Annotated in this window: 26 protein-coding genes and 1 pseudogene; 11 read left to right on the forward strand and 16 right to left on the reverse strand. The window is 39.3% G+C overall.

All coding sequences use genetic code 11. The annotated features are described in order from the left end of the window. The first annotated feature begins 106 nt into the window (after positions 1–106). A complete protein-coding gene (locus tag MmiHf6_RS04445; RefSeq protein WP_316558499.1) occupies positions 107–1,150 on the forward strand; it encodes a stage II sporulation protein M in 1,044 nt (347 codons plus the stop codon). Between the two features lie 196 nt (positions 1,151–1,346). Here MmiHf6_RS04445 and MmiHf6_RS04450 read toward each other — a convergent pair whose 3' ends face one another. Next, the gene (locus tag MmiHf6_RS04450; RefSeq protein WP_316558500.1) at positions 1,347–1,673 is read right to left on the reverse strand and encodes a hypothetical protein; all 327 of its coding nucleotides are present in this window, start codon (positions 1,671–1,673) and stop codon (positions 1,347–1,349) included. 140 nt (positions 1,674–1,813) lie between these two features. On the opposite strand from MmiHf6_RS04450, the gene MmiHf6_RS04455 reads away from it, so the two are divergent. The 3 genes from MmiHf6_RS04455 (at position 1,814) to MmiHf6_RS04465 (ending at position 3,843) form a co-directional block, all read left to right on the forward strand. Next, positions 1,814–2,977 carry a formate--phosphoribosylaminoimidazolecarboxamide ligase family protein gene (locus tag MmiHf6_RS04455; protein ID WP_316558501.1) on the forward strand — a complete coding sequence of 388 codons (1,164 nt, stop codon included), beginning with the start codon at positions 1,814–1,816 and terminating at the stop codon, positions 2,975–2,977. Between the two features lie 171 nt (positions 2,978–3,148). Next, positions 3,149–3,502, forward strand: a complete 354-nt coding sequence (locus MmiHf6_RS04460; protein WP_316558502.1) for a hypothetical protein — start codon at positions 3,149–3,151, stop codon at positions 3,500–3,502. Between the two features lie 182 nt (positions 3,503–3,684). After that, a complete protein-coding gene (locus tag MmiHf6_RS04465; RefSeq protein ID WP_316558503.1) occupies positions 3,685–3,843 on the forward strand; it encodes a hypothetical protein in 159 nt (52 codons plus the stop codon). A 60-nt stretch (positions 3,844–3,903) separates the two neighbouring features. Here the strand turns inward: MmiHf6_RS04465 and MmiHf6_RS04470 are convergent, their stop codons facing one another. Next, positions 3,904–5,262, reverse strand: coding sequence for an MATE family Na+-driven efflux transporter (locus tag MmiHf6_RS04470; RefSeq protein WP_316558504.1), 1,359 nt, complete (start codon positions 5,260–5,262; stop codon positions 3,904–3,906). Between the two features lie 400 nt (positions 5,263–5,662). On the opposite strand from MmiHf6_RS04470, the gene MmiHf6_RS04475 reads away from it, so the two are divergent. The 6 genes from MmiHf6_RS04475 to MmiHf6_RS04500 all read left to right on the forward strand — a co-directional run bounded on the left by MmiHf6_RS04475 (position 5,663) and on the right by MmiHf6_RS04500 (position 9,969). After that, positions 5,663–6,889 (forward strand): translation initiation factor IF-2 subunit gamma, encoded by a 1,227-nt coding sequence (locus tag MmiHf6_RS04475; protein ID WP_316558505.1) that lies wholly within the window; start codon positions 5,663–5,665, stop codon positions 6,887–6,889. After that, entirely contained in the window at positions 6,867–7,325 is a 459-nt protein-coding gene (locus MmiHf6_RS04480; RefSeq protein ID WP_316558506.1) for a type II toxin-antitoxin system VapC family toxin, read from the forward strand. Before MmiHf6_RS04475 ends, MmiHf6_RS04480 begins: the two co-directional genes overlap by 23 nt. 351 nt (positions 7,326–7,676) lie before the next feature. After that, a complete protein-coding gene (locus tag MmiHf6_RS04485; RefSeq protein ID WP_316558507.1) occupies positions 7,677–8,291 on the forward strand; it encodes a DNA-directed RNA polymerase in 615 nt (204 codons plus the stop codon). Between the two features lie 44 nt (positions 8,292–8,335). Next, the gene (gene spt4, locus MmiHf6_RS04490; RefSeq protein WP_316558508.1) at positions 8,336–8,521 is read left to right on the forward strand and encodes a transcription elongation factor subunit Spt4; all 186 of its coding nucleotides are present in this window, start codon (positions 8,336–8,338) and stop codon (positions 8,519–8,521) included. 1 nt (position 8,522) lies between these two features. Next, entirely contained in the window at positions 8,523–9,149 is a 627-nt protein-coding gene (locus MmiHf6_RS04495; RefSeq protein WP_316558509.1) for a GTP-dependent dephospho-CoA kinase family protein, read from the forward strand. A 241-nt stretch (positions 9,150–9,390) separates the two neighbouring features. After that, positions 9,391–9,969 (forward strand): hypothetical protein, encoded by a 579-nt coding sequence (locus MmiHf6_RS04500; RefSeq protein ID WP_316558510.1) that lies wholly within the window; start codon positions 9,391–9,393, stop codon positions 9,967–9,969. Positions 9,970–10,397: 428 nt separating this feature from the next. On the opposite strand, the gene MmiHf6_RS04505 is transcribed toward MmiHf6_RS04500, so the two are convergent. The 6 genes and pseudogenes from MmiHf6_RS04505 to MmiHf6_RS04530 form a co-directional block, all read right to left on the reverse strand. Then, positions 10,398–10,568: a hypothetical protein gene (locus tag MmiHf6_RS04505; protein ID WP_316558511.1), complete on the reverse strand. Its 171-nt coding sequence runs from the start codon at positions 10,566–10,568 to the stop codon at positions 10,398–10,400. Beyond that, positions 10,541–10,684: a hypothetical protein gene (locus tag MmiHf6_RS04510; protein WP_316558512.1), complete on the reverse strand. Its 144-nt coding sequence runs from the start codon at positions 10,682–10,684 to the stop codon at positions 10,541–10,543. The genes MmiHf6_RS04505 and MmiHf6_RS04510 overlap by 28 nt, the downstream gene beginning before the upstream one ends. A gap of 174 nt (positions 10,685–10,858) precedes the next feature. Further along, positions 10,859–11,443 carry an imidazoleglycerol-phosphate dehydratase HisB gene (gene hisB / locus MmiHf6_RS04515; RefSeq protein WP_420891322.1) on the reverse strand — a complete coding sequence of 195 codons (585 nt, stop codon included), beginning with the start codon at positions 11,441–11,443 and terminating at the stop codon, positions 10,859–10,861. A gap of 297 nt (positions 11,444–11,740) precedes the next feature. Further along, on the reverse strand, positions 11,741–12,478 hold the full coding sequence (hisA, locus tag MmiHf6_RS04520; RefSeq protein ID WP_316558513.1) for a 1-(5-phosphoribosyl)-5-[(5-phosphoribosylamino)methylideneamino]imidazole-4-carboxamide isomerase: 738 nt from the start codon (positions 12,476–12,478) through the stop codon (positions 11,741–11,743). Between the two features lie 85 nt (positions 12,479–12,563). After that, a pseudogene (gene hisG, locus MmiHf6_RS04525) lies at positions 12,564–13,436 on the reverse strand (ATP phosphoribosyltransferase). A gap of 163 nt (positions 13,437–13,599) precedes the next feature. Beyond that, on the reverse strand, positions 13,600–13,968 hold the full coding sequence (locus tag MmiHf6_RS04530; RefSeq protein ID WP_316558514.1) for a hypothetical protein: 369 nt from the start codon (positions 13,966–13,968) through the stop codon (positions 13,600–13,602). Positions 13,969–15,039: 1,071 nt separating this feature from the next. Here MmiHf6_RS04530 and MmiHf6_RS04535 point away from each other — a divergent pair. Continuing rightward, entirely contained in the window at positions 15,040–16,248 is a 1,209-nt protein-coding gene (locus MmiHf6_RS04535; RefSeq protein ID WP_316558515.1) for a methionine adenosyltransferase, read from the forward strand. A gap of 221 nt (positions 16,249–16,469) precedes the next feature. Here MmiHf6_RS04535 and MmiHf6_RS04540 read toward each other — a convergent pair whose 3' ends face one another. The 8 genes from MmiHf6_RS04540 to MmiHf6_RS04575 all read right to left on the reverse strand — a co-directional run bounded on the left by MmiHf6_RS04540 (position 16,470) and on the right by MmiHf6_RS04575 (position 25,069). After that, complete coding sequence (locus tag MmiHf6_RS04540; protein ID WP_316558516.1) at positions 16,470–18,470, reverse strand: AIPR family protein; 2,001 nt, start codon at positions 18,468–18,470, stop codon at positions 16,470–16,472. 35 nt (positions 18,471–18,505) lie between these two features. Continuing rightward, a complete protein-coding gene (glmM, locus tag MmiHf6_RS04545; RefSeq protein WP_316558517.1) occupies positions 18,506–19,906 on the reverse strand; it encodes a phosphoglucosamine mutase in 1,401 nt (466 codons plus the stop codon). A gap of 181 nt (positions 19,907–20,087) precedes the next feature. Next, on the reverse strand, positions 20,088–20,873 hold the full coding sequence (locus tag MmiHf6_RS04550; RefSeq protein WP_316558518.1) for a proteasome assembly chaperone family protein: 786 nt from the start codon (positions 20,871–20,873) through the stop codon (positions 20,088–20,090). Positions 20,874–20,945: 72 nt separating this feature from the next. After that, positions 20,946–21,122 (reverse strand): RNA-protein complex protein Nop10, encoded by a 177-nt coding sequence (locus MmiHf6_RS04555; RefSeq protein ID WP_316558519.1) that lies wholly within the window; start codon positions 21,120–21,122, stop codon positions 20,946–20,948. A gap of 91 nt (positions 21,123–21,213) precedes the next feature. Beyond that, the gene (locus tag MmiHf6_RS04560; protein ID WP_316558520.1) at positions 21,214–22,014 is read right to left on the reverse strand and encodes a translation initiation factor IF-2 subunit alpha; all 801 of its coding nucleotides are present in this window, start codon (positions 22,012–22,014) and stop codon (positions 21,214–21,216) included. Positions 22,015–22,259: 245 nt separating this feature from the next. Then, positions 22,260–22,613 carry an RNA polymerase Rpb4 family protein gene (locus MmiHf6_RS04565; protein ID WP_316558521.1) on the reverse strand — a complete coding sequence of 118 codons (354 nt, stop codon included), beginning with the start codon at positions 22,611–22,613 and terminating at the stop codon, positions 22,260–22,262. A gap of 187 nt (positions 22,614–22,800) precedes the next feature. Next, entirely contained in the window at positions 22,801–23,100 is a 300-nt protein-coding gene (locus MmiHf6_RS04570; protein WP_316558522.1) for a 50S ribosomal protein L21e, read from the reverse strand. Between the two features lie 1,021 nt (positions 23,101–24,121). Further along, the gene (locus MmiHf6_RS04575; protein ID WP_316558523.1) at positions 24,122–25,069 is read right to left on the reverse strand and encodes a hypothetical protein; all 948 of its coding nucleotides are present in this window, start codon (positions 25,067–25,069) and stop codon (positions 24,122–24,124) included. Between the last annotated feature and the right edge of the window lie 67 nt (positions 25,070–25,136).

The following is a 25,136-nucleotide window of genomic DNA, read 5'->3' on the forward strand; positions in this document are numbered from 1 at the left end:
GTGGAGTAATTTTTCAATTGAAGGATTTCCAATTGAGTATTTTCAGTTGAAGTTAAACGAATAATAAATAAAAAATCATTAAAAACACATTCATCATGGTTGAATTATGAACAATGATCAAAAAACCGAGCCGGAATCTTCGGAATTTAAAGGCGCTATCGACTTTGATTCTGCATTCGGAATCGTTTCAGCTTCCGCGCCGCAGTCTCCTCAGCCGCCGCAGTCTTCCAAATCTCAGCCTCCTGCGCCCCATTCTCCCAAATCCCAATCGCTCACGCCGCAACAATTATCTTTGCAGCAACTTTTGTCGCGCGTATCCGGTCCTCTTTTTTGGATTTTTTTCGGATTCATGATTCTCATTTTCATCGGCTACGCCGCTTATTTCATGTTTGCGGTGCTTGCTCCGTTTAACCCGCAATTCTTTTCAAGCATTTTAAACGCGGTTTACAAGCTTCCGACGCCGATATTAACGGTTTTGTCGCTTTTCATTGTTTTCCATATGGCGATTGCCGCGGTTTTAGCGCTTTTGAATTTCATCGTCAGCTTCGCCGATTTTTATTTATCGAAAAAATCAATCAAAACATATTTGATTTCTTTGCTTCAATCGGTTTCAAAGCCGGTTCTTTGGATGACGGTTCTGTTCTTGGGCGCTTTGATTCCCAGCTACGTTGTCGGTTATTTCTATCCGGAAATTTTTGAATTTTTGTTCAATTTCAGCAATCTTCCCGAAGACGGATCGCTTTCGGTCATGGTTTACATTTTTCTCAACAATACGAGAATCGTTTTCATGCTGATGTTTTTAGGATTCATTTTCGGCCTTTTGCCGATTGTAATAATTCTCGTCAACGGATTTACGATCGGGATCGTTGCCGAATACACAATCAAATATGAAGGCGTTGTGTATCTGCTGACCGGATTGATTCCGCACGGCATCATCGAAATTCCGGCGATTCTGCTCGGCGCAGGCGTCGGTTACGGGTCAGGCGTTTTGGCATCAAACGTTCTCATCGGGCGCAAAACTTTTGAAGATTTCAAACAGAATTTCATCGGCATGACTTGGATTTTCTTTTTGATCGCGGTTCCGCTGCTGTTCATTGCGGCAATTATTGAAGTTTATGTGACGGGACCGCTTCTCGGAGTTGTTTTTTGAATAAGAAATTCGTTCTTCTTTTATATTTTATTTTTTAAACACGAAGATTGAGATTGATTTGATTTTGTTAAAACGAGAGTTTGATTTTGATTTGATTTTGTTAAAACGAGAGTTTGATTTTGATTTGATTTTGTTAAAACGAGAGTTTGATTTTGATTTGATTTTGTTAAAACGAGAGTTTGATTTTGATTTGATTTTAAAAAAACGGAGCGGCTCGCGCGCGGCGGGCGGCGCTGCCGCAAAGATGGCGAAAAAAATCGCTTCGCGATTTTTTCATAAACGCCATCTTCCAAGTGCAAACAGAAACCTGACTCCAACCGGAAACAAACACCACACTCCAACCGGAAACAAACACCGCCCTCCAACCGGAAACAAACACCGCCCTCCCACTGCAAACAAACACCACACTCCAACCGGAAACAAACACCGCCCTCCAACCGGAAACAAACACCGCCCTCCCACTGCAAACAAACACAGCACCCCAATTGCAAACAGAAACCCGACTCCAACTGCAAACAAACACCTCCCTCCAATCGGCAACCTAAACAACGCCTTTTTATAACCTGACGGATTTGTTAAAGTTTAATATATCATCAGCTATTTTCAAATTTCAAATTTCAATTTCAATATTTACATTTTTATTATTCAGAAAAGTGGTTAATCATGATTTCAAGAAAACAAATTCAGGAAACCGTGGATCAATATTATAACAATCCCGACAAAATCAAAATCGGAACGATTGCCTCTCACTCCGGTTTGGATGTCTGCGACGGCGCCGTTGAAGAAGATTTCAAAACGGTCGCTTACTGCAAAAAAGGCAGAGAACAGACTTACGCAACTTATTTTAAAGCGCAGCGCGACGCAAACGGCAAACTTCTTCGCGGAATCGTTGATGACGCGGTTGTTTTTAACAGTTTTGATGAAATATTAAAACCCGAAAACCAGCAGAAAGCGCTTGATGACAGCGTTTTGATGGTGCCGAACAGATCGCTCACTTCTTACTGCAAAATCGATGACATCGAAGACAATTTCAAAATCCCGATGATCGGAAGCCGCAACATGCTCAGAAGCGAAGAACGCTCGGAAGCGCAGAGCTATTATTGGATTTTGGAAAAAGCCGGCCTTCCGTTCCCCGAAAAAATCGACAAACCCGAAGATATTGACGCGCTTGTGATGGTCAAACTCCCGCACGCCGTCAAAACATTGGAGCGCGGCTTTTTTACGGCGGCAAGCTATGATGAATTCATTGAAAAATCAGACGCGCTTCTCAAACAGGGCGTTATCACCGAAGACGCTTTGAAAGGCGCAAGAATCGAACGCTACGTCATCGGCCCGGTTTTCAATTTCGATATGTTTTATTCGCCGATTGAAGAAGAAATGACGCCGCTTGAAATTCTCGGAATCGACTGGCGCTTTGAAACAAGTCTTGACGGTCACACGCGCCTGCCCGCGCCGCAGCAGATGCGCCTTCAGGGCGAACAGCTGACGCCGGAATACACCGTTTGCGGTCACAATTCGGCAACGCTGCGCGAATCGCTGCTTGAAAACGTCTTTGAAATGGCTGAAAAATTCGTTGAAGCCAGCAAAAAACACTACGACCCCGGAATCATCGGTCCGTTCTGTTTGCAGACTTGCGTTGACAAAGACTTAAACTTCTATATTTATGACGTCGCTCCGCGCGTCGGCGGCGGCACCAACGTTCACATGTCCGTCGGTCACCCGTACGGCAACACTTTATGGCGTCGGCCTATGAGTACAGGGCGCAGAATCGCTTATGAAGTGAGACGAGCGCTTGAGAAGGACAGATTGGAAGATATTGTCACATAATCTCGACTGTTTGCTAAAATGACGGTTGATTATCAGCCTTCATTTCTTTCTTTTTATTTTTTGTTTTGTTTTTTGTTTCTATTCTTGTTCTTTGTTTTATTCTTGTTTTTAGTTTTTATATCTTGTAAGCTGTTTTGTAAAAGTGAAATCAAAAGTAGGCGAGGCGAAGAAATGGAAGATATTTTAATTGATGTCAGAAAAAAATTATCGGAAAAAGGTTTCATTCAAAATGATTTGCTGACATGGGGAATGAAAAGAGAAGCTTCCATCTCTCTGAATCGTGAAAATGTATTTTTCGGGATTAAGGACGGGGAATTCATGATTCTTCCTTTTACTGATTTTAATACCGTTTTGTATGATCAAGTCAAATATTACAAAAAAGGCGAAGTTGAGATCAAATTCCTTTCATTTTTTGGAACTTTTAAAATCACTTTTAAAAACGGGAGTAAAAAGAAAAGTACAAAATATGGTCTTTTGGCGGGGCGCGAGGATATAAAAGAGATTATTTTAGTGTTTTATGATTGACTTAATTATGTATAAGACATTCAAGTGAAAAGGGCGAGAAGAGGGACAGTAACTTTAGGTTACTAATCTATTTATACTCCTGAATCCTTTCTCAACATTGCTTAGTAAAATAAGTATCCGAACGAAGTTTTCTTCGAAGACTGGATTCAGTCCGGTCCCTCCCTCGTCGCCTGGTGGATACTTTGGCATCTAAAGTAATATTTTGGAGGATAAAAATGACTAATAAAACACCAATGACTCAAAAAGCAGCATCACGTATTCAGTCAAGTGCGGACAAGTCTGGTAGTAACCAGGGCTTCAAAGCACGTGCTCAAAGTGCCGCATCAAAAAGTCAGAAGTAAAGTTTAAATCAAAAAGGCGGATTCTCCGCCTTTTGGTTTAAAATTAAATATTATTTTTTTTTAAGTTCCATTATTAAGTTTTTCCAGACTATAAAAATCAATATTTATATTTCTCTTTTTAAGGACATACAAATACAGTATGCTTGTTATGATAAAGTCAAACAACATACCGAATCCGAACATCAATGAAATTCCAAGCAATGTCGGCTGATATATTCCTGTCATGTACAAAATAAAGGCAATTCCATAATATACAATATTTACGATTGCTGATTGAATCAGCATATATTTCGTTAACCCCATGCCGTAAAAAGTGCTGTCCATTAAGTTGTTTAAAGTAAATGTAATGTAGAAAACCAATTGCACCAAAACGATTCCCATAACGATTTTATAATCAGCAACATTCATTATATTTATTAAAAACGTTTCCCAAAGCGGAATTGTAATCAACCAAAATACAACAACAAATCCTGTTATCATCAGATATCCTGCTGTTTTTGTTTTGATGTTGTTTATATTTTCACCAACTTCTTTTTTAATCAAATCTCCGAGAGCAAGAATCGGAATCAAAAGCCAAAGCCAAATAAAATTATTTGCAATCCAATAATTTCCCTGCTCTGCGACGATATTCACCATTCTGATAATCATAATCATGAAAGCGGCATTTCTCAAGAATGATTCTAATCCGGAATACATTCCAACTTTTGCCCATTCTTTTACCCAGTCAAATGAAAGTTTGACATGTTTTCTGATGATGAATATTTTTTCTTTTGCCAACAATATCAAAGCAACTCCAAGTATTGCAATATTAACGACAATATTTGAGATTGCAATTCCGTTTACGCCGATATTTGCCGAAAAACTCAATCCGCTGATTAAAAATGTATCCAATATGATTGAGAGAATCATTTGAACCGCCAAAATGATGTATAAATAGCTGTCCTTTTTCATAAACATTAATGCAATGATTAAAAATCGGGCAAGTGTGGAAAAAAGCAGAGCAATTGTTTCCAATCGAATATATTCAACAGTTGCAGTAATTAATTGCGGATCTTGTGCCATAAATGTAACAAGCTGTTCTGTAAAAAGGTAAATAAATACAGCTAAAAGCAAGTATATTGAAGAAACAATCAGCAATCCGCTTCTAATTTTGTTTTCAAAAGCTTGTTTGTTTGTTACAGATTTTCCAAGAACATAAAATAAAGGCAAAATTAATGCTTCTTGAAATATTTCATAAATTAAATTAATCCAAGCAAGCTGACTTGCAATGTTAATTCCCCATTCTTGAGGCATATCTCCCAAAAAGTTAATTCTGACAGACAAATAAATTGCAGGAAATAATCCCATTAAAATTAATGCAATCCATAAACGAAAATCAAATGTTTTAAGTATTGTTTGTGCCTGTTTTACAAATTCCATAACCATCATCCAATTTATAGAAGACAATTGCGTCCATTTTTATCAAACTTATGCTTAATTTAAACCATAAACCTTTAATAATTATTATATATCTTAACAGCACAGATATACCAAAATTCTGATTGCGCTTATTCTTAATCACTAACAGTTGAAAGCAGATAAGCATTTTTTGTTCGAACATTGAATTCTGCTTATTGATGTCGTTTTACATCAATCTTTTATTCAAGACTCGTTTCAGAGGTATTTGAAAATTAAAATCGGGAAAAATCTCATATTTTATCAACATTTATTCAAGTTAATATATTCATTTCATTAATATCAAAAACATTAAAACTCAAATTTATTCAAATTCATCAATTCATTCAAGGAATTATCGAAATCGAATAACGGAGGAATCACCATGGCACAACCAAGTTTAAACATCGGTATGGTCGGGCATGTCGACCACGGAAAAACGACGCTTGTACGAGCACTCTCAGGCGTGTGGACAGATACGCACAGTGAAGAAATCAAAAGAGGTATTTCAATCCGCCTCGGCTATGCGGATACTGTTTTCAGAAAATGTCCGGTCTGCCCCGAGCCCCAATGCTACACCGTCGAAAAAAAATGCGTGCACTGCGGCGCAAAAACGGATGAAATCAAAACAGTTTCATTCGTTGACGCACCCGGTCACGAAACATTGATGGCGACAATGCTTTCAGGTGCTGCAATCATGGACGGCGCGATGCTCGTCATTGCGGCAAACGAAACATGCCCGCAGCCGCAGACGAAAGAACACTTAATGGCACTCAACGTCATCGGCATCAAGAACATCGTTATCGTTCAGAACAAAATCGACCTTGTCCCGAAGGAACGTGTTTTAGAAAGCTATCAGGAAATCAAAGAATTCGTCAAAGGAACCGTTGCCGAAGGCGCGCCGATCATTCCGATTTCCGCGCAGCAGAAAATCAATATTGACGCGCTCATCCAAGCGCTTGACACTTACATTCCGCTTCCGGAACACAAACTCGAAAAAGAAGCGCAGATGCTCATTGCAAGATCTTTTGACATCAACCACCCCGGCTTCACCTACGAAGAAATCAAAGGCGGCGTCATCGGCGGCACTTTGACTCAAGGTTCATTCAAAGAAGGCGACGACGTTGAAATCCGCCCCGGCTTAAAAATCACATCCGACGGTGTGACCCGGTGGGAGCCGATTTTTACAAAAATCACGGAAATTCACGCCGGCAAATCCAAAGTTAAAAAAGCAGTTCCCGGCGGTCTTTTGGCACTCGGAACACAATTGGATCCGTCACTCACAAAAGGCGATTCGCTCACAGGACAAGTTGTCGGAATCCCCGGCACGCTGCCGCCCACAAGAGACGGCTTTTTGATGAAACTTGACCTGCTCCAGCGCGTCGTCGGCGTCACAAACGAATCCGAAATCAACGAAATCAAAACGAGTGAACCGCTGATGCTCAACATCGGAACGGCAACCACCGTCGGCGTCGTCACAAGCGCCCGCAAAGATTTGGCGGAGGTCAAATTGAAGCGTCCGGTTTGCGTTGAAACAGGCGCGCATGTCGCCATCAGCAGAAGAATCGATTCCAGGTGGCGTTTGATCGGTGTCGGCATTATCGAAGACTGAAACGGATGATTCGTCATCCGAATTTGTTTACGATTCAAATTCCGCCGTTCTCATCGATACGAACGGCTTTATGATTCCGGTTCAGTTCGGCATTGACATTTTTTCGGAACTTCAGCGATTGGGATTTTCAAAATTTCTGACAATTCCTGCCGTCGTTTCCGAACTCGAAAAACTTTCAAAAACCGTTTCGGGAAACGATCGGATCGCAGCCCGCGTTGCGCTTCAATTGTCCCGAAAATGCAGCCTGCTTGAAACGCCCGTTCACGGAAAAGGTGTTCGGAATTATGCCGACGACATTATAATTGAGTCGGCGCTTCGGCATTCCGTCAGCGTTTTAACAAACGATGCCGGTCTTCGCCAAAAACTGATGAAACGCGGAATTCAAGTCATATCCATGCGCCAAATGAAGCGGCTGGACATTATTGATCAAAAATAATCGGAAAAACGAATCTATTGAATCATATTATTGAATCACATGTTTCAATAAATGATTTAATCATATATTTCAATCAAATGATTTAATCATATATTTCAATCAAATGATTTAATCAAGCAATGAATGAATTGTGCAAGGGTTGATAATCTAAAAACGCTTTTATATCAATTCATTATTTATGCTCATCTGAATCAATATTAATACAGCATTATATACAACATTTATACCAATAATTTATAACATTTCATTTTAATTTATAATTCCGCTTAAATTTATTATTTCACGTGAATATTCAATATTTGAGCCGGCTGCTTGATGCGGTTTGGTTTAAAATCCCGGAGAACAAAATTTATGTACAAATTAATGACCCTTGTCGACACGGTCCGCATTGATCCGACGCTTCTCGGCGAAGACGTCATGGACAATGTCAAAAAAGCCTTAAAATACAAATTGGAAGGAAAAGTTGACAAAAAAATCGGCTGTTTGGTCGCGGTTTGCGATGTCGAAAACATCGGCGAAGGACACATTCTTTACGGCGACGGCGCTGTTTATTATGATGTCACTTTCAAAGCCATTATGTTCATGCCCGAAAATCAGGAAGTCATCGAAGGCGAAGTTTTGGAAACCGTCAGCTTTGGTGTTTTCGTCGGCATCGGTCCGATGGACGGTCTTTTGCACGTCAGTCAGATTACGGACGAATTCATGTCTTATGATTCCAAGAACGGCAGACTCGTGTCCAAAACCGGCAAGAAAGCACTCGGCGAAGGCGACCATGTCCGCGCCAGAATCGTTGCGGTCAGCATCAACGAACGCGACCCGCGCGAAAGCAAAATCGGTATGACAATGCGTCAGGCGGCGCTCGGCAGAATACAGTGGATCGAAGAAGCGCGCGAAAAGAGCGGCGGCGGAAAAGGCGGCAAAAAGAAAGAAGCTGCCCCCGAAACAGCTGTCGAAGAAAACAACTGAAATGATTCGAAAAAACGAAATTAAAAACAAACAAGGTGATTTATATGGCAGAAAAAGTATGCAGAAAATGCATGAGATTGATTAACGGCGATACTTGCGAAATCTGCGGATCCAACGATTTGGCAGATGAATGGATGGGACTCGTCGTCGTTATTGACCCGATGAAATCCGAAATTGCCAAGCGGATGAACATTGACTTGGCTGACAAATATGCATTGAAGGTGCGCTGATTTGGAACTTTTTTTTGACCTTCCGGTTGAACTTCGCCCGCGGCTGAAAAAGCCGTACGGCAAACTTTACCCGGGAGATCACCCGACAGTTGTCGACCAAATCAAAAAGCATCTCGATGAATCATTAGTCATCGCAGTCGGCGACGTAACGACTTATAATCTTTTTAAGGCGGGCGTCAGGCCTCGTCTCTGTTTTGTCGATCAGTATACGAAACGCTCGGCCGTTTCGAAAGCGATTTCCGCCGTGACTTCGCGAACGGATTATGTCAATATTTACGTCAAAAATCCGGCCGGCATGATTTCAAGCGAAATGGTTCTTGCGACCAAAGAAGCGCTGGCCTCTCCCGAAAAGCATATTTGCATTTGCGTTGACGGCGAAGAGGATTTGGCGACCATTCCCGTGATTGCGCTTTGCGACATCGGTTCCCGCGTCCTTTACGGCCAGCCCGACGAGGGTTTGGTGTGTGTGACCGTCACGGAAGAGAAAAAAGAAGAAATGAACGGCATGCTTAAAGTGATTTTCACGGAAAAGAATGCCAAGAGCATTAAAACCGACGATCCCGTTTGCAAAGAATTGAAAAATGCTTTGAAATCGGAATTGGATGAGTTTATTGCTGATGTTTTTTGATTATTTTTTCATTTGATTTGTCAATTTATCTTTTTTGTCTGTTTTACCTCATTCCTTTTCATTCAATTTCATTTTTTTTAATTCTTTGAAAAACGCGGTACCGCTTTCATTCTTTTTTTATTTGGGCGGCTCGCGCGCGGCAGCATCGGCAGCGGGAGCAGCTTGCATTTTATAAGATTCGAATAAATTAAAAATCTTTAATAAGTCGGTGAAACTGGAATCTTGACGGAGTGATAAAAATATGAACAACAACTACATTTCACCTCATTTTAGGAACTTTAGTAACGAAGCGGATTTAATTAAAAAGGCCGAGGAAGCCGTCAATCAAACGATTCCGGGGCTTACGATGTTTGTTCGTGATGTGAATTTGCCTGACAGCCTTGCTCAAAAGTATGAGCCGGGTATGATTATCCGAGAAAAAGCATTTGTTGATGCAAGCATGCGGGTGATGGGAATGGTGACAACGCACCGCTATGCGATTCTTTCAAATCATATGGCTGATTTCGGACCGTATGAACACGGGACAAATTGGGGTTTATGCGTTGCCGCGCGTGATTCCCGCTTTAAAGTCTTGGCTGTGCATAAATATTCCGGAAAAACGCTCATATTGCTTCTTCATTTGCCGGATAATGAAAGCTGGAGAGTGTTTTTGAACGCGCAATTCAGTATTGAAGAGGAAATTATTTTATCCTCAATTGGGCGATTTGAATATAAATGCAATCTTGCGCCGATACCCGAACTTGCAGCAGACAGCTGGCTGGTAAGATGTTCTTTTCCGATCGGAATGGATGATGAAGGCAATTTCTTTGAGATTGATTAAATACGGCAAATCAGAGAAGCGGGTGAGGCGGTCTTTATTTTAAGATTTATTTGTTACCGCAAGAACGCCACTGCCGCCGTCGCGCGAGCTGCACCGTTTTCCGAAAATAGAATCAAAAAGTTGACCGGATCTGATTTAAATAAAATTTAATCAGTGGTCGATTTTGATTTTTTTGTAAAAATGATTGGTTGGTTTTGATTTGTTTTGTTAAAGTTGACGATTGATTTTGATTTGTTTTGTTAAAGTTGGAGATTGGTTTTGATTTGTTTTGTTAAAGTTGGAGATTGGTTTTGATTTGTTTTGTTAAAGTTGGAGATTGGTTTTGATTTGTTTTGTTAAAGTTAGCGATTGGTTTTGATTTGTTTTGTTAAAATTGGAGATTGGTTTTGATTTGTTTTGTTAAAGTTGGCGATTGAGTTTGATTTTTGTTAAAAGTGGTGCGTTTCGCGGGCGGCGGCGAGGCATTGCAGCGGAGCTGCAAAAAAATCGCGCAGCGATTTTTCAGTAAACACCTCCCTCCAACCGCAAACAGAAACCTGACTCCCATCGGAAACAAACACCTCCCTCCAACTCAAACAAACGCCTCCCTCCCGCTGCAAACAAACACCTCCCTCCAACTGCAAACAAACACCTCCCTCCAACTGCAAACAAACACCTCCCTCCAACTGCAAACCGGCGAAGCCTGAAAAATCGAAAAGCGATTTTTTACAAACACCTTCCCCGCTCTGAAATTTAGTGAGTAAAGCGAACAAAATTTAATGCCAACAGATCGCAATTAAAATGAGCAGATGCAGACCAGAAACAGAAAAGAAATGAAAACGAAAAAAGAAAGTGAAATGAAGAAAACAAAAATAAACAAAAATGCAAAATAAACAAAAAATAAAAAAAATTAAAGCACGCCTTTCGTGCTTTTAATTTCCTGCCCTTCAATCACGGTCGCTCTTTTCATCGCGTACGCGAACGCTTTGAACAATGCTTCCGTTTTGTGATGATCGTTGTCGCCTTCCACTTTCATGTTCATGTTGATGCCGGCAGCAGAAGCAAGCGACTCAAAGAAGTGTTTCGTCATTTGCGTGCTGTACGTGCCGATGACGGGTGCGTAAAAGTCTGCTTTCATCACCAAAAAACTGCGGCCGCTGATGTCAACAGCAACTTCTGCGAGCGCTTCATCCATCGGAATGCGCGCTTCGCCGAAACGGGCAATGCCGCGCTTGTCGCCGAGCGCTTCTGCCATCGCCTGACCGAGAACGATTCCCGCATCTTCCACCAAGTGGTGACCATCGACATGCAGATCGCCGACAGCTTTGACCGTCAAATCGTAGCCTGAGTGGCGCGCAAAAGCGTCAAGCATATGGTCGAAAAATCCGATGCCCGTGTCTATTGCGGCTTTGCCGCTGCCGTCCAAATTGATTTCAATCGTAATGTCCGTTTCTTTGGTTTTTCGGGAAACGGAGGCTTTTCGGATTTGTGACATCATTCTTTTTCCTGAATTTGAAATGAATAATTTTGAAATGAATAATTTTGAAATGAATAATTTTGAAATGAATTAGTTTGAATTAAATGGATTTGAATTAAATGGATTTGAATTAAATGGATTTGAATTAAATGGATTTGAATTAAATGGATTTGAATTAAATGGATTTGAATGAGTTTGAATTGAATCAAATAATTTGAAATTAAAATTTCTCAAACATTGATTTTATCATTTTGATTTTATACTTGTATATGATTTTCGTTGATAAAAAGAATTGCCGCTTCTATTATTTTTATTTTATTCCTTTTTCAAAGCGTCAATCGCTTCTTCTAACGTGAATTTATCCGTATAAAGCGCACTTCCGACAACCGCGCCGTATGCGCCGGCATCGCGAATTTTCAAAACGTCATCAATCGCGGCAACGCCGCCGGATGCAATCACCGGAATATTCACGGAGTCGATCAAATCTTTGGTCGGCTTGATGTCAACACCTTTGAGCAAGCCTTCCGTATCGATATTTGTGAACAGAATATATCCCGCGCCCAAATCTTCAAACTGTTTTCCGACATCTGTCGGGCTTTTGTCTGACAGTTTTGTCCAGCCTTCAATCGCGACTTTTCCGTTTTTGGCGTCCAAGCCGACAACAACCGCCTGTTTTCCGAAGCTTTCGGAAATGTCTTTCACGATTTGCGGATTTTTCATCGCAATCGTGCTGAGAATCACACGGTCGGCGCCTGCTGAGATCAGCGTTTCGGCATCTTCATAAGAACGAATGCCGCCGCCGATTTGAATCTCAACGCCGAGCGGTTTTGCGCGTTTGACAATGTCTTCAATAATCGGCCCGTTCTTTCTTTTGCCTTCAAAAGCGCCGTCCAAATCAATTAAATGAAGCATTTTCGCGCCGCGCGCAACCCAATTTAAAGCAGCGGCAGCGGGGTCTTCAAGCGAAACCATTTCGCTGCCGGGAATGCCTTGAACAAGCTGAACGCATCTGCCGCCTTTCATATCTACGGCCGGAATTATTTGAAATGACATTTTTGTCTTCCTGTTTGATTTTCTCGGATTTGTTTTTGTTTCTTTTCTGATTTTTTTGTTTCTGATTTTTTCTTTTCTGATTCTATCATGGAATCAATCTTTCAACAGGCAGAACCAAAATGTCTCTTGCGCCGAGAATCTTTAATTTGCGGATGACTGCAAAAATCGAATCGGCATCGACAACCGCATGAACGGCGAACATTTTCTCGCTCTGTTTGAGACTTTGAACTTCCATCACGGTCGGCCCGTTCATTCCCGGAAGGATTTTCTAAACGTCGTGCAGCGAGTCTGCCGGCAGATTCATCATGATGTATCTTTTTGTTTTTGCCAGCAAAACGCTTTCCAATGCGGTTTCCACGTCTCTGATTTTTTCCTGCGCCGCCAAACTTTTTTTGTTGGCGATCAAAAACACTTTTGAATCAAAAACGGTGTCAATCTGCTTTAATTTGTTGATCATCATCGTCGTTCCCGAGCTTGTGATGTCAACGATCGCTTCGGCAACGCCGATGTGCGGCGTCATTTCGCAAGCGCCGCTGACTTCGATAACTTCGACATCGGGAATATTTTTGTATTCAAAATATTGTCTTGTAATTTCGGGAAACTCTGTTGCAACGCGTTTGCCGCTGAGCTCTTCTGCTTTTGATATTTCGGACGTTTCGGGAACTGCCAAAACAAGGCGTGAACTGCCGTATTTCAAGTCGATTAAACATTCGACATCCGCTTTTCTTTCCGTTACCAAATCGAGACCGGTAATTCCGATGTCGGCCGTTCCTTCTTCCACGTAAAGCGGGATGTCTGCGGCTCTTGCAAAGATAAATGTAATTTCCGGATCGGTTGTTTTTGAAATCAATTGTCGGCTTTCGTTTCCGCCGCCGAAAACGGGAATCCCCGCGTCTTTAAACAGCGCCAATGTCGGTTCGTGGAGGCGGCCTTTATTCGGAATCGCAATTCGAATCATTTTATTTTCCTTAATTTTTGAATTTGAATAATTTTAGTATTAATTGAGTTGTTTTTGTATTTTTTGTATTTATAGCCGTATTGAAGACTTTGTGTTTATAAAAACTTTGTTCGTTTCTTTCGCGATGATATTCGATTTTTGATGATTTTTTGAGAAATAATTTTTAAAAAACGCAGGTCGGGTTTGAATATTTTTTGAAAAAAGTGGGAGAGGGGTTTGATTTTTTTGAAAAATGGTGCGGTCCGCGCGCGGCGGCGGCAGCTGCTGACGGGCGGAAACCTGCAGGCAGCGCGGAAACGGAAAACTGATCGGCAAGCGGAAACGGAAAACTGATCGGCAAGCGGAAACGGAAACTTGCAGGTAGCTGCGCCCACGTTCGCGAAGCGAACGGATTGTGATAAAAATGAGCAGATGCAGCGGAAACATGGATCGCCCTGACAGCAGCAACACTAAAAGATAGTTGCAGACTTGCAGGCTCAGCAGGAAGCTGACAACAAAAGACAGTCACAAGAAGACACTTTGCCGGAGCCAAAAACCAGTTTTAGCCAGCGGTTTTGTATTTTTCGTTTCGTATGGGGAGAATCCGCCAAGTCTCGTTTCCTCGCTTCGCTCGGAAACTCAACTTGCGGGGTCGGTTTTCGAATTTTAATTCAATCTAAAATTGATTGAAACATCATCTTTCATTAAATTTTTTCAAAAACGGAACGCCTTCTATTCAATAAAATCTAAAAATTTAAATTTAGGATTTTATCGGGCGTTCAGATTCACCGATTTTGAAAATTGGATGTTTAGGTTTCATCAAAAAATAAAACAAAAACGGGGTACAAATTTGAAAATTTATTGAAAAACGGAGCGTTTCGCGCGCGGCGGCGACAATCATAAAAAGACAGTTGCAAGAAAGCACTTTGCAGGAGCCGAACGCAGCTGAAAAATTAGGATTGTTGTTTTATTTTTCGTTTCGTATGGGAAAGAATCTCCATCTCCTCCTTCCCTCCGCTTGCGCTTCGGGAACTCGTCGTTGGAGGGGCGGTATCTTGTCTTTTCGTTTAACTTTATTTCAATTGAAACATCATTTTTCTCAAATTATTCAAAAAATGGAACGCCTTTTATCCAAAATCTAAAAATTTAAGATTAGGGTTTTATCGGGCGTTCAGGTTTACCGATTTTGAAAATTGGATGTTTAGATTTCATCCAAAAATAAAATGAAAAATGAGAAACACGTTTGAAAAATAAAACAAAAATGTCGGACGAATTTGAAAATATTATGAAAAATGGAGCAACTCGCGCACGGGCGAGCGCCATCGACAAACCCTTTTTGCATTCTGTCAAAAATTTCTTAAAAATCTCAAAATCACTTGATTTCTTCTCAAATATTTTTGATTAAAAACCGTTCATTATAACCGAAAATCATTTCTGAGTATTACTGTCAGTTATATTGCGATGTAAGGATTATATACTATATCTTCATAATTTTAATTCCTAATTTTACTTCATACTGAAATTAAAAACGAAAAAAGCAAAAACGAAAACAAAAACAAAACAAAACAAAACAAAAACGGCTTTAGATTTATTTTAATAAAGGATTAAGGGAAACGTGTTTTATATGAGTCAAAGAAACATTTGCATTGAGCAATATATGGAAACGCCTATCGAAAAGCAGCAAATCGAATTGGTCGAGCGCAAAGGAATCGGTCATCCCGACAGCATTGCCGACGGACTTGCCGAAGCCGTCAGCCGCGCTTTCTGCAAAGAATACATCGACAAATGCGGCGTTATTTTACATCACAACACCGATGAAACACAAATCGCAGCCGGACATTCGATCCCGAAATTCGGCGGCGGTCAAGTCATTCATCCGATTTACATTTTACTCGTCGGCCGCGCTACCAAATCCTTCGGCGACATCGACATCGCAACCGATACGCTCGCGCTCAAAACAGCCCGCAGTTATCTGAAAAATACGATTCCGAATATTGATTTGGACTCCGACATCATTCTTGACTGTAAATTCGGTCGCGGCTCCTCCGATCTGTCCGACGTTTTCGGCCGTGAAGGATATGTCCCGATGGCAAACGACACATCTTTCGGTGTCGGTCACGCGCCTTTTTCAGAACTTGAAAACATCGTTTACAACACCGAGCGCTCACTCATTGAAGACCTGAAAAAGAAAAAAGGACTCAACGCAATCGGCGAAGACATCAAAGTCATGGGTCTCCGCAACGGCGAAGACATTTCACTCACAATCTGCTGCGGCATGGTTGACAAATACGTCGACGACATGGGCGCTTACATCAATTATAAAGAGCAGCTGGAAGACTACGTTAAAGATTTAGTCACAAAATACACGACCCGAAACGTAAATGTTCACGTCAACACAGCCGACAACATCGAAAAAGAATCCGTTTTCCTGACCGTTACCGGAACGTCTGCTGAAATGGGTGATGACGGCTCTGTCGGCCGCGGCAACCGCTGCAACGGTTTGATTACGCCGAACCGCCCGATGAGCATGGAAGCGACAAGCGGCAAAAACCCGATCAACCACATCGGCAAAATTTACAATCTTATGTCAACGCAAATCGCCCGAAAAATCGCAACCGATCTTGACGGGATCGATGACGTTTATGTAAAATTATTATCTCAAATCGGTCAGCCGATTGACAAACCGCTCGTTGCAAGCGTTCAAATCAGCGTCAAAGACGGCGTTAAATTTGATTCCATGAGAAAAGAAGCCGAAGGAATCACCGACGAATGGCTTGCAAATACAAAGAAAATTACAGATATGGTCGCAAAAGGAGAATTAGAAACTTTCTGATTCTCTTTCATTTTTCTATTTTATTTTTTCATTTCTTTCAAAATTAAAAAAGAATCAGGTTCAGCAATTGTTAATTTAAGATAGAAAATCAAATTTAGATTGATATTTTAATTACCTCAATAATCATGTAATGGTTCAACTGATGCCGTTTTTAAATAGTGCAGGTGAACGAAAATATCTGGTAAATTTTGGCTAACAATGCTTTAGGTCCTAATTCTTTTTTAGAGAAATTTGATATTTATTGCATGTTCTGATGAGGTTTGATGATCAAATTCTGTATCATACAGTACTTCTTTGTAAAGTAAGTTGTCAAAATCAATAATTTTGATTTCATTATTTTTAGTTTCATGGAAAAATATATTACGCGGTTGTTTGGATATAAAACCATATCGGCGACCATATCTATCATAACCTGATTTTATTATAGTGCCTCTATAACTTGACATATCTTGTAAGTTTGTAGTACCTGAAATTTTGTTATAAAGATATGAATTAAACTCTGCGGAATCCTTTATAGCTGATTTATATTGAGTTCCCTTTATAGTTATCCATTCGTTTTTTATTTTATTAAATTGCTCAACGGAGTCATTAACAGTGTTAATAAACTCTTTTTCATCAACTAAAACTGACAGAAGCTTTTGACAGTACTTTGAAATTTCTTTTTCATTATTAATATCTGGACAATTTGGACCTGCTTTTTCTTTTATAAGCATCGATAATTGAGCTTTTGAAGGCCTTTTTGTTTTTTCAATTTTGTTATCTCTAAATAATTTTTCGACTTTTACAAAAATCAATGATGATATGTAATACGGATACTTCGATTGATTTTCGATAAAAATTTTATTTTGGTAATCTTGTAATAACTTTGATTCGTGACGATGTCCTTTATGTGGTTCTTTTAAAAATACACTAACAAAACTTTGTATTAGAACTTTGAAATTTATTTTTTGGTGTTGGAGTATTGCAGTATTACTCGAATATTGTTTTGATCGGCGTTCATAATATATTCTTTCATTTTCATCATCAAGAGGTATAGATATGAATAATTCTTCAAGTTCTTTGTGAAATGGTTTCGTGACTTCAAATGCTTCATCGTATACGATATTCTGTCTATTTGTTCCTTTTACGATTTGATTAATTATTTCATAATCATTTGTGGAAATAATTTTTGCAGATATAACAACACTACTTAAGTCTAAAGTCATTTTATGAGCATGGTAAATAACATTACAGGTTTGGCAACCGTTTACAATTTGGGGATTTTTTATAGTAATTTTTCTATTTGCAGGAACAATTTCATCACAAACAATAGTAATACCATTATTTAATAGCATAAAACTTTCAGGGTCTGCATTTAAAGTTTCTAAAATCTCCGAATTTATTGTTGTATCACCTTGATAGTCTCTCACATTATCTGTGAACAAAGTTTTTCGAATTAATCCTTCATCAGATTTTAGCATATTTAACAAAGAATCTGCAGGCAACAGTACGATACTGGAATCATTTATATTTTTTACTTCGGGAAGTGGGGTGGAGTCTAAATAGTGCAAGGTTACTTTTAAACAGTTGTCATTTTCATCAATTATTTTTTTAAAAGCTAAATAGTCAATATAATTAAAAGCAATTTCATCATAAGAATTTAAATTTTCAATATCGTCTTTTAGTTTTTCTGAATGTGCAATAATATGAGGATATTTTGATTCATCCCAATTGCCCATTGATACATAGTATAGTCTGACGTTAGGTTGCTGAGGCCAAAAAACTAATACTTCCTCGCTAAAGAGATAATCTTTTAATTGAATCCATTCATCAATTTTTTCATTTCTCGGCTGTATATGCTTAAATGATAAAAAATCATGGACACCAGATGTAAATTTCAAATATTCGCCAGAGTCAAACGACTCTTTAAATTTTGATTGTATAAATATAAATTCGATATCTGCTGTTTTTCTTGTTTCAATTAAATCTTTTGCTTCTGAAATAGTCGAAATTAGATTCCCATTAAGTTTTATACATATGCCATCTAAACCCATATCATCTTGGCCGCCAATGCATATATTTTCTAATATCTCATTTTCAGTATTGAACGCATCTGGCTGATGGCTAGATAATATTGTTTGATTTACAAATCTTTCAAATACAATATCATCGGAAATAGTTTCAAGTCTACTTTGAATTTTGTATTTTTTTAATTTCCCTTGAATTATTGGCTTCAGAATCATGACGGGTCCCCGTTACTATATATCTATCTGTTTAATTATGATTGGTATCCATTTACATATTTTTCGCCGATTTTCAAATACTTCGCGGCATCTTCTTCATTTTTCGCTTCGGCAGTGATTCTGATAATCGGCTCGGTTCCCGACGGGCGAATCAAAAGCCAGCCGCTTTTAAACCATAACTTCAAACCGTCAATTCTCTCGGCTTCCGAAAATCCGAGTTTTTCCTGATCGTCAATCATCTTTTTTGTAATTTCCGCCATCACTTTTTTCAAATTCTTATCGGGAACACGGATTTTAACTTTTTCATTATAATAAGTCGGAACAGTATCCTTGATTTCCGACGCTTTCATTCCCGTGTGCGCAAGCATTTCAAGAACAAGCGCTGCCGCCATCGCGCCGTCCCGGCAAACCTGATGGCGCGGATAAATGATGCCGCCGTTACCTTCACCGCCGTAAACCGCGCCGACTTCAACCATCTTTCTGCCGACATCGACTGAGCCGACCGCCGTGTAATAAATGTCGACTTCTTCATCTTTGGCAATATCCGTAAAACGCTGAGAAGTACTGACGGTTGTGACAACCGGTCCTTTTTCTTTATGAAGAATGTATTTTTCAACAGCCGCAAGCATGATTTCGTCATCAATGAATTCGCCGTTTTCATCAATGAAAACAGCGCGGTCGGCATCTCCGTCCTGCGCGATGCCGAGATCAAAGCCGCCCTTGCTCATCAGCGCTGCCGCTTCAGAAAGCGCTTCCGGGAGCGGTTCCGGATTACGCCACGGGAATGTGCCGTCCGGCTGCGCGCCGAGCGAGAGCACATTGCAGCCCAGCTGACTCATCAGTTTCGGCATTGTGAGCGAACCCGCGCCGTTTCCGGTGTCGGTGACGACTTTGAATTTCTTCTTTTCGATTGCTTTTTTGTCAATAATTGCCAAAATGCCTGTCAAATATTCTTCATTGCAGTTTTGATCAAAATACATTTCACCCGTTTTTGACCATTCCGCGTGCATAAACCTTTTAGAATTGTAAATCTCTTCAACGATTTTTTCAGACTCTCTTGAAAATTCAGTTCCGTCGCACGCAATCAATTTAATGCCGTTGTATTCGCGCGGGTTATGGGATGCCGTGATAACAATACCGGCGTCCGCTTCCGGCCGGCTTTTTACATAATATTGAAGAGACGGCGTCGGAACAACGCCGACATCAATCACGGCAACGCCGCTTGCAAGCAATCCCGAGGCGGCTGCAGATTTAAGCATCATTCCGGAAATGCGCGTATCGGTTCCGAGAATTACAGCAGGGGGCGTTCGCCGTTCCGTTTCGCTTTTCTTTTCATGTAAAAAAACAGCTAAACTGCGCGCTAAATTCAGCGCAATTTCAGGCGTCAGTTCCTCATTTACGATTCCTCTGACACCGTTGGTTCCGAAAAGTGCCATTTCTGTTTTCCGCCGGTGGTGTTTGATTTTAAATTTTTAAATTAACAAAAAATGTTGTCCTTAAATAAAAATAATTAAAAAACAATTGAAAATTATAAAATAATTAACAAATAATAAATAATAATTTAATAATTAACAATTAATAACAATTTAATAATTAACAAATGATGATATTTCGGACTCAGCCGAAATACACTAAATCTTCATCGGATGCAGGCGCCTGTTCGTAGTATTCATCGCCGTCTTCGCCGACAACGGAATCCTTGATCTTTTCAACGATTTGATCCATATCTTTGATTTTTTCGTCAAGCGCGTCCATATTCACTTCGACATCTAAAATGTCGCACAATTTGCCGAGAAGCGTTTTTGAGCTTTTCGGATCGGCAATGTAACCCGTTGTTGTTCCCATCAAACAGGCAGCGTCAATATTTCTGAATTTGGCGAGTGATAAAATTAAACCGGATGCGCCGACAATGCCTCCCGGCGGCTCGGACGGATTAAATTGAATTCCTTTTTCTTTTAAGTCGTCAATCAATTTGACATTGTTGACGGCGCCGATGACGTAATTTTCATCCGCCATAACGCCTGTCGGGTATCCGCCGAGTGTAAAAATGCGGTTGACTTTAAACTCTGAAGCAAAGTCAAGATAAATGTCACATAATCTGTAATGGCCGGCAGGGTCCGTGCTTTGCGAATCACCCGCTAAAATCAGTAAATCCGTTTTGTCTGTTTTTGCCAAATAAAGTCTGTTCCCGACCAGTTCGACCGTGCTGTCTTCTTTCACCATCACTTGAGGCGGGAAGTGTTCGGAATAAACGTCTACGATTTTTTCGGCATTCAGCGCTTCAACCAAGTGATCTGCAACCAATTTTCCGACATGTCCGACACCGGGAAGGCCGACAATCATTACCGGATTGTTTAATTCCAAAGTGTTGTAATCAACGTGATAAATTATTTCTTCTTGCATTTTTAAACCCCCGAAAAAGGGTAATTGGTGATATTAATTATTTCTGCAATTGTATATATTCCGCCGAGGTCTTTATTCCTTTCGGGATGAATTCAGGTTCTGCCTGTAAATCCGGCGGTATTTTCCGTATCGATCTTCCGGCGAATAAGAAGCGGGCTTCGGGCTGACACAATCGCCGCCGCAATCGGGACAAGCATCAGACAGCGTATATCTGCCGCAGCCTTTGCATTTCTTAATTCGCTTTCCCATTTCATTCACAACCGAATCTTTCAATTTTATTTTTATTTTGTTTATTTTTTGTTTTTAATTTGTTTTGTTTTTATTTTGTTTTTGATTCCGCTTACGATTTGACGGATTCGATATGACGGTTGAAAAGACCTTCGCCGCCGTTGTCGGTGATGACTTTGATGGATGCGTTTGAAGCTTTCTTTAAAACGGCTTCGGCTTTTTTGTAATCCGGCGCGACCACTTTAATTCTGTAGCGGGGAGAGCCGACATAGGTGACTTCGATGCGCACTTCTTCGTCATCGATTTCATCGGCGGCTGCTTTTAAAGCTTCGCGGATGATTTCAATGCCGTCGGGCGCGGTTGTCGTCAAGTCGACGTAGCCTGCAATTTCAACGAACGCGTCTTTGATGTTTTCGCGGGCGACATTAACAACGGCTTCAATCATTTTTTTGTTAACGGACATGCTGTCAAATGCAGATTCGCCGCTGATTGCCGCTTCTTCAAATGCGGTGTAAGCGCTTCCGAATTCGGAAACAAAATCGTGATAGAGTTCTTCGACCATTTTGTCGTCAAAACCGGATGTTTCGGCGGCAATCTGGATCCATTTTTCAGCTTTCTGCTCGTTCTTCCAAAGCTGAATTTTTGTTCTCTTCTGATGTTCATTGACATCTTTGAGTGATAAGTCGATATGACCGCGGTTTTTGTCAACGTTGAGCACTTTACAAACGACTTTTTGTCCTTCGCGGATGTAATCGCGGACATATTTCACCCAGCCGGCTTTGATTTCGGAAATGTGGATGAAACCTTCTTTCTCTTTATATTCTTCAAGCTCGACGTAAGCGCCGAAGTCAGTCACGTTTGTGACATTACAAACAACATAATCGCCGGATTCCGGCCAATCATTACTTTTCATTTTTGTCCCTCTTTTGCCGCGGTTTTCCAAAAGCGGCGGTAATTGTCATTCAGAAATGTTCATCTGAACATTCATTTCAATACTATCTTGTCAGACAGAACTGATTAAGAAATAATATAATATAATATAAAAGGTTCCGAACGTTTTTCAAACCTTTTGGAACTCTTTTTAAAATTAAAAATTTAATTTAAAATTAATTTAAAATAAATCTAAAAATAAGTGAAAATGAATGAAGTGTTCGGCGTTTAAGCGTACTGTCTGACGACATCTAAAATGGCGTCGAGTTCATCATCTTTAATTGTAAATTTTTCTTTGGCGTAAATGGATCTGAGCTCGTCTCTGGATTGCGGCAGAATGTCTGTGATTCTGACGGCAACAGCCGGCCTCATTTTTTCAAATTCAAGCAGCTTAGAAACCAATTCTTTTGCGTCGTTTGCGCTTAATTTTGAGAAAATTTCGGCGTGATTCAAAGCTTTTCTGAACTCATAAACCTGTTCTTCATCGCTTTCTTCACGTCTTTCTTCCATAATTTGAGTTAACATTTCCTTGACTTCGGCAAGGGTTAAGAGCTCTTCGTTAACAACTTCTTTAACAATCATTTGAAAACACTTCCGATCAAATATTTTTCACTCATTTGCAACTGAGTTTCGTTTTATAATATAAAACTGATTTGTAAATAAAAAGAGTAAGGCTTGATTTTATTTAAAAACCAAGCCTTCTTTTTTGTACAAAGTACATTTTTTTAATTTTAATGTTTGAATTATTAAATTCCGTTTGAATCAGAATTTAATTGTATTTTTGGGGTTTCAAGTGCTGGGGAAGGGAGATGACTTCTTTCTGAGCTCTTCCGTCTCTGACGCTTAAAACGTATGCGCGGCCGCGCTGACCGATCACTTTGCCGGTGGAGCCCTGGAATTTAGGGTTCGGGTGGCCGTGTTGGACACTGGCGTCAATGTCGATGTGAACCATCTGTCCTTCTTCGAATTCTTGAATTGCTCTGCTCGGAGCGGATAATCCTCTCTCGCGAATCGAGTTTTTCAACTTATATCTTGTGCAGCGTCTTTCGCCTGCTGATTTTGATGACATTTTTAAATCCTCCTAGATAATGACGTATTCGTTGTCATGTAATGATGGGATGAATGTGATATTGATTATTGAGCCCGGAATTGTTTATTCAACTGAAATGTTCATTTGAAACATAATCTGTATTGATTGCAGACAATTCAACTCATTTGACCTTAATTTGATCGATTTCAGAAACGGCTCTTACAGGGCAGTTCCTGTCAGCGTTTTAATTTCGTTTAAACCGCTGATTTTCTCTTGATAATGAAAAACAATTATTTTCATGCTCGTTTTTAATCAAAGTTAAGCCATGAATAATTATTTTGGTATATTAAGTTTATCGAATAGAAGAAAACAGAATACAAATCCAACCTTAATAAATCTTCGGGTTTGCTTTGTACAAATTTCCCAATTACGTACTAATTAATGTGTTTATTGAATTATGTGATTAATATTTATGAAATTTGTTAAACGTTTTTTGGTATTGTTAGCCAAGATAGTTTCATTGGTTTTTTGGATCATCCTCAATTTATAAAATGAATGAATTCGACACGAGTCAAAGTTATTTAAAACAATTGAACCAGCCAAAAATCAACCAAAACTTGATTTTCTATATTAAGTTAACAATGTCAAAAATTTAAATCAATTGTTTTTATACTTCAATTCTACTAATATGCATAGAAGTGATCCTATTATAAATAATACAAAAAGTGTGTACTGTAAGGTCTGTGGAAAAAACTGGTCAAGTAGCAGTAAAGCATATGAGATAGTCCCCATTATGAGAAAACACATTTTCCAAAAATTCGGGTAGTCTCTCTCTGCTAAAACAATTTCTTTTATAAAAACGGGTCCAAATATATACATTATACAATAAGGATTTGAAAATATGGTGTAAGTGGAATAAAAACTTAAAAGTATGAGGTAGAACAAATTAATGAAACAAAAAATTGAAGTAAATATCGTAATTATTTTTTTTGTTTTCATGATAACACCAAAATAAAAAAATCAATGTTATGAATATAACATTGATTTAAATTTGATAGATTTATCTGCCATATCGAGTAATTTCCAAATAAAGACAAAGCGGTGGGACAACAACCGTGTCTCCCCATGCCGGAGCGGCATTGTAGGTGTATAATAAACGATTTACCTGGTAAACATCCATGTATGTATCCTGCGGAGAAAGATTATATTTGTAGAGATAATTATCCAACAAAACATCTGCGGCCAATGTCAGAGCACCAACAATAATTGGAATTGCAACTCCGCCTGTAATGGTACCAAGTATAATGCCGGCAATTAATGTAAGAGCACTACCGCCAATAATGACAGTTTGTAATTTCAAATCAGAATAAACTAATGTTGAACCCGATGGTGGATTACTAGGCTTATTAACAACTGCCCTTGTTGGGATTAATGAAGATATTTCTTGTTCTACAGAATTAATTTCTTTATCAGCTGATGATGATTCAATGTTCTTCTGTAAAATCCCATCTTTGATTACAGTTGTTTCTGTCAGATATGTTACAGTGTTTTCATCTTCTGAATCCAAATATCTATTAATCTTATAAAATTCATCATCTGTTTTTGATTTGGATACCATCAAATTAGATTTTTCAATATAATCAAAATTTGAATAAAATTCGAATTCTTTGAAAGTATTTGAATTTCTAAAAGATTTTGAATCAGTATTCTGAAATTCAAATGAAATTTTACCTGCAGTTATAATACCAGATTCAGTTTCAATATACTTTAAATTACTTAGATCCAAGTTTTCAACTTTAAGTCCATCTAATTCTAACATTGCAGTAATAAAATCTGCAATTTCAAGAATTTCAGTGTCATTTAAAGCAGACATACTAGGTATATCAACTATGGGCATTAAAGTTTCGTTTAAAAATCTTTGTTCATTTTCTTGTGCCATTACTCCCGGAATAAATAAGGCGGAAATAAGCAGTAGAGTTATTAATATTGTGAAATATTTTTTAATCAATTTTTTCAACACCTATATAATGTATATAGGGCAAATAAAGCAAAAATTTTTATAGTTTTTTTTATTT

The sequence above is a fragment of the Methanimicrococcus hongohii genome (assembly GCF_032594095.1).
Lineage (GTDB): Archaea > Halobacteriota > Methanosarcinia > Methanosarcinales > Methanosarcinaceae > Methanimicrococcus > Methanimicrococcus hongohii.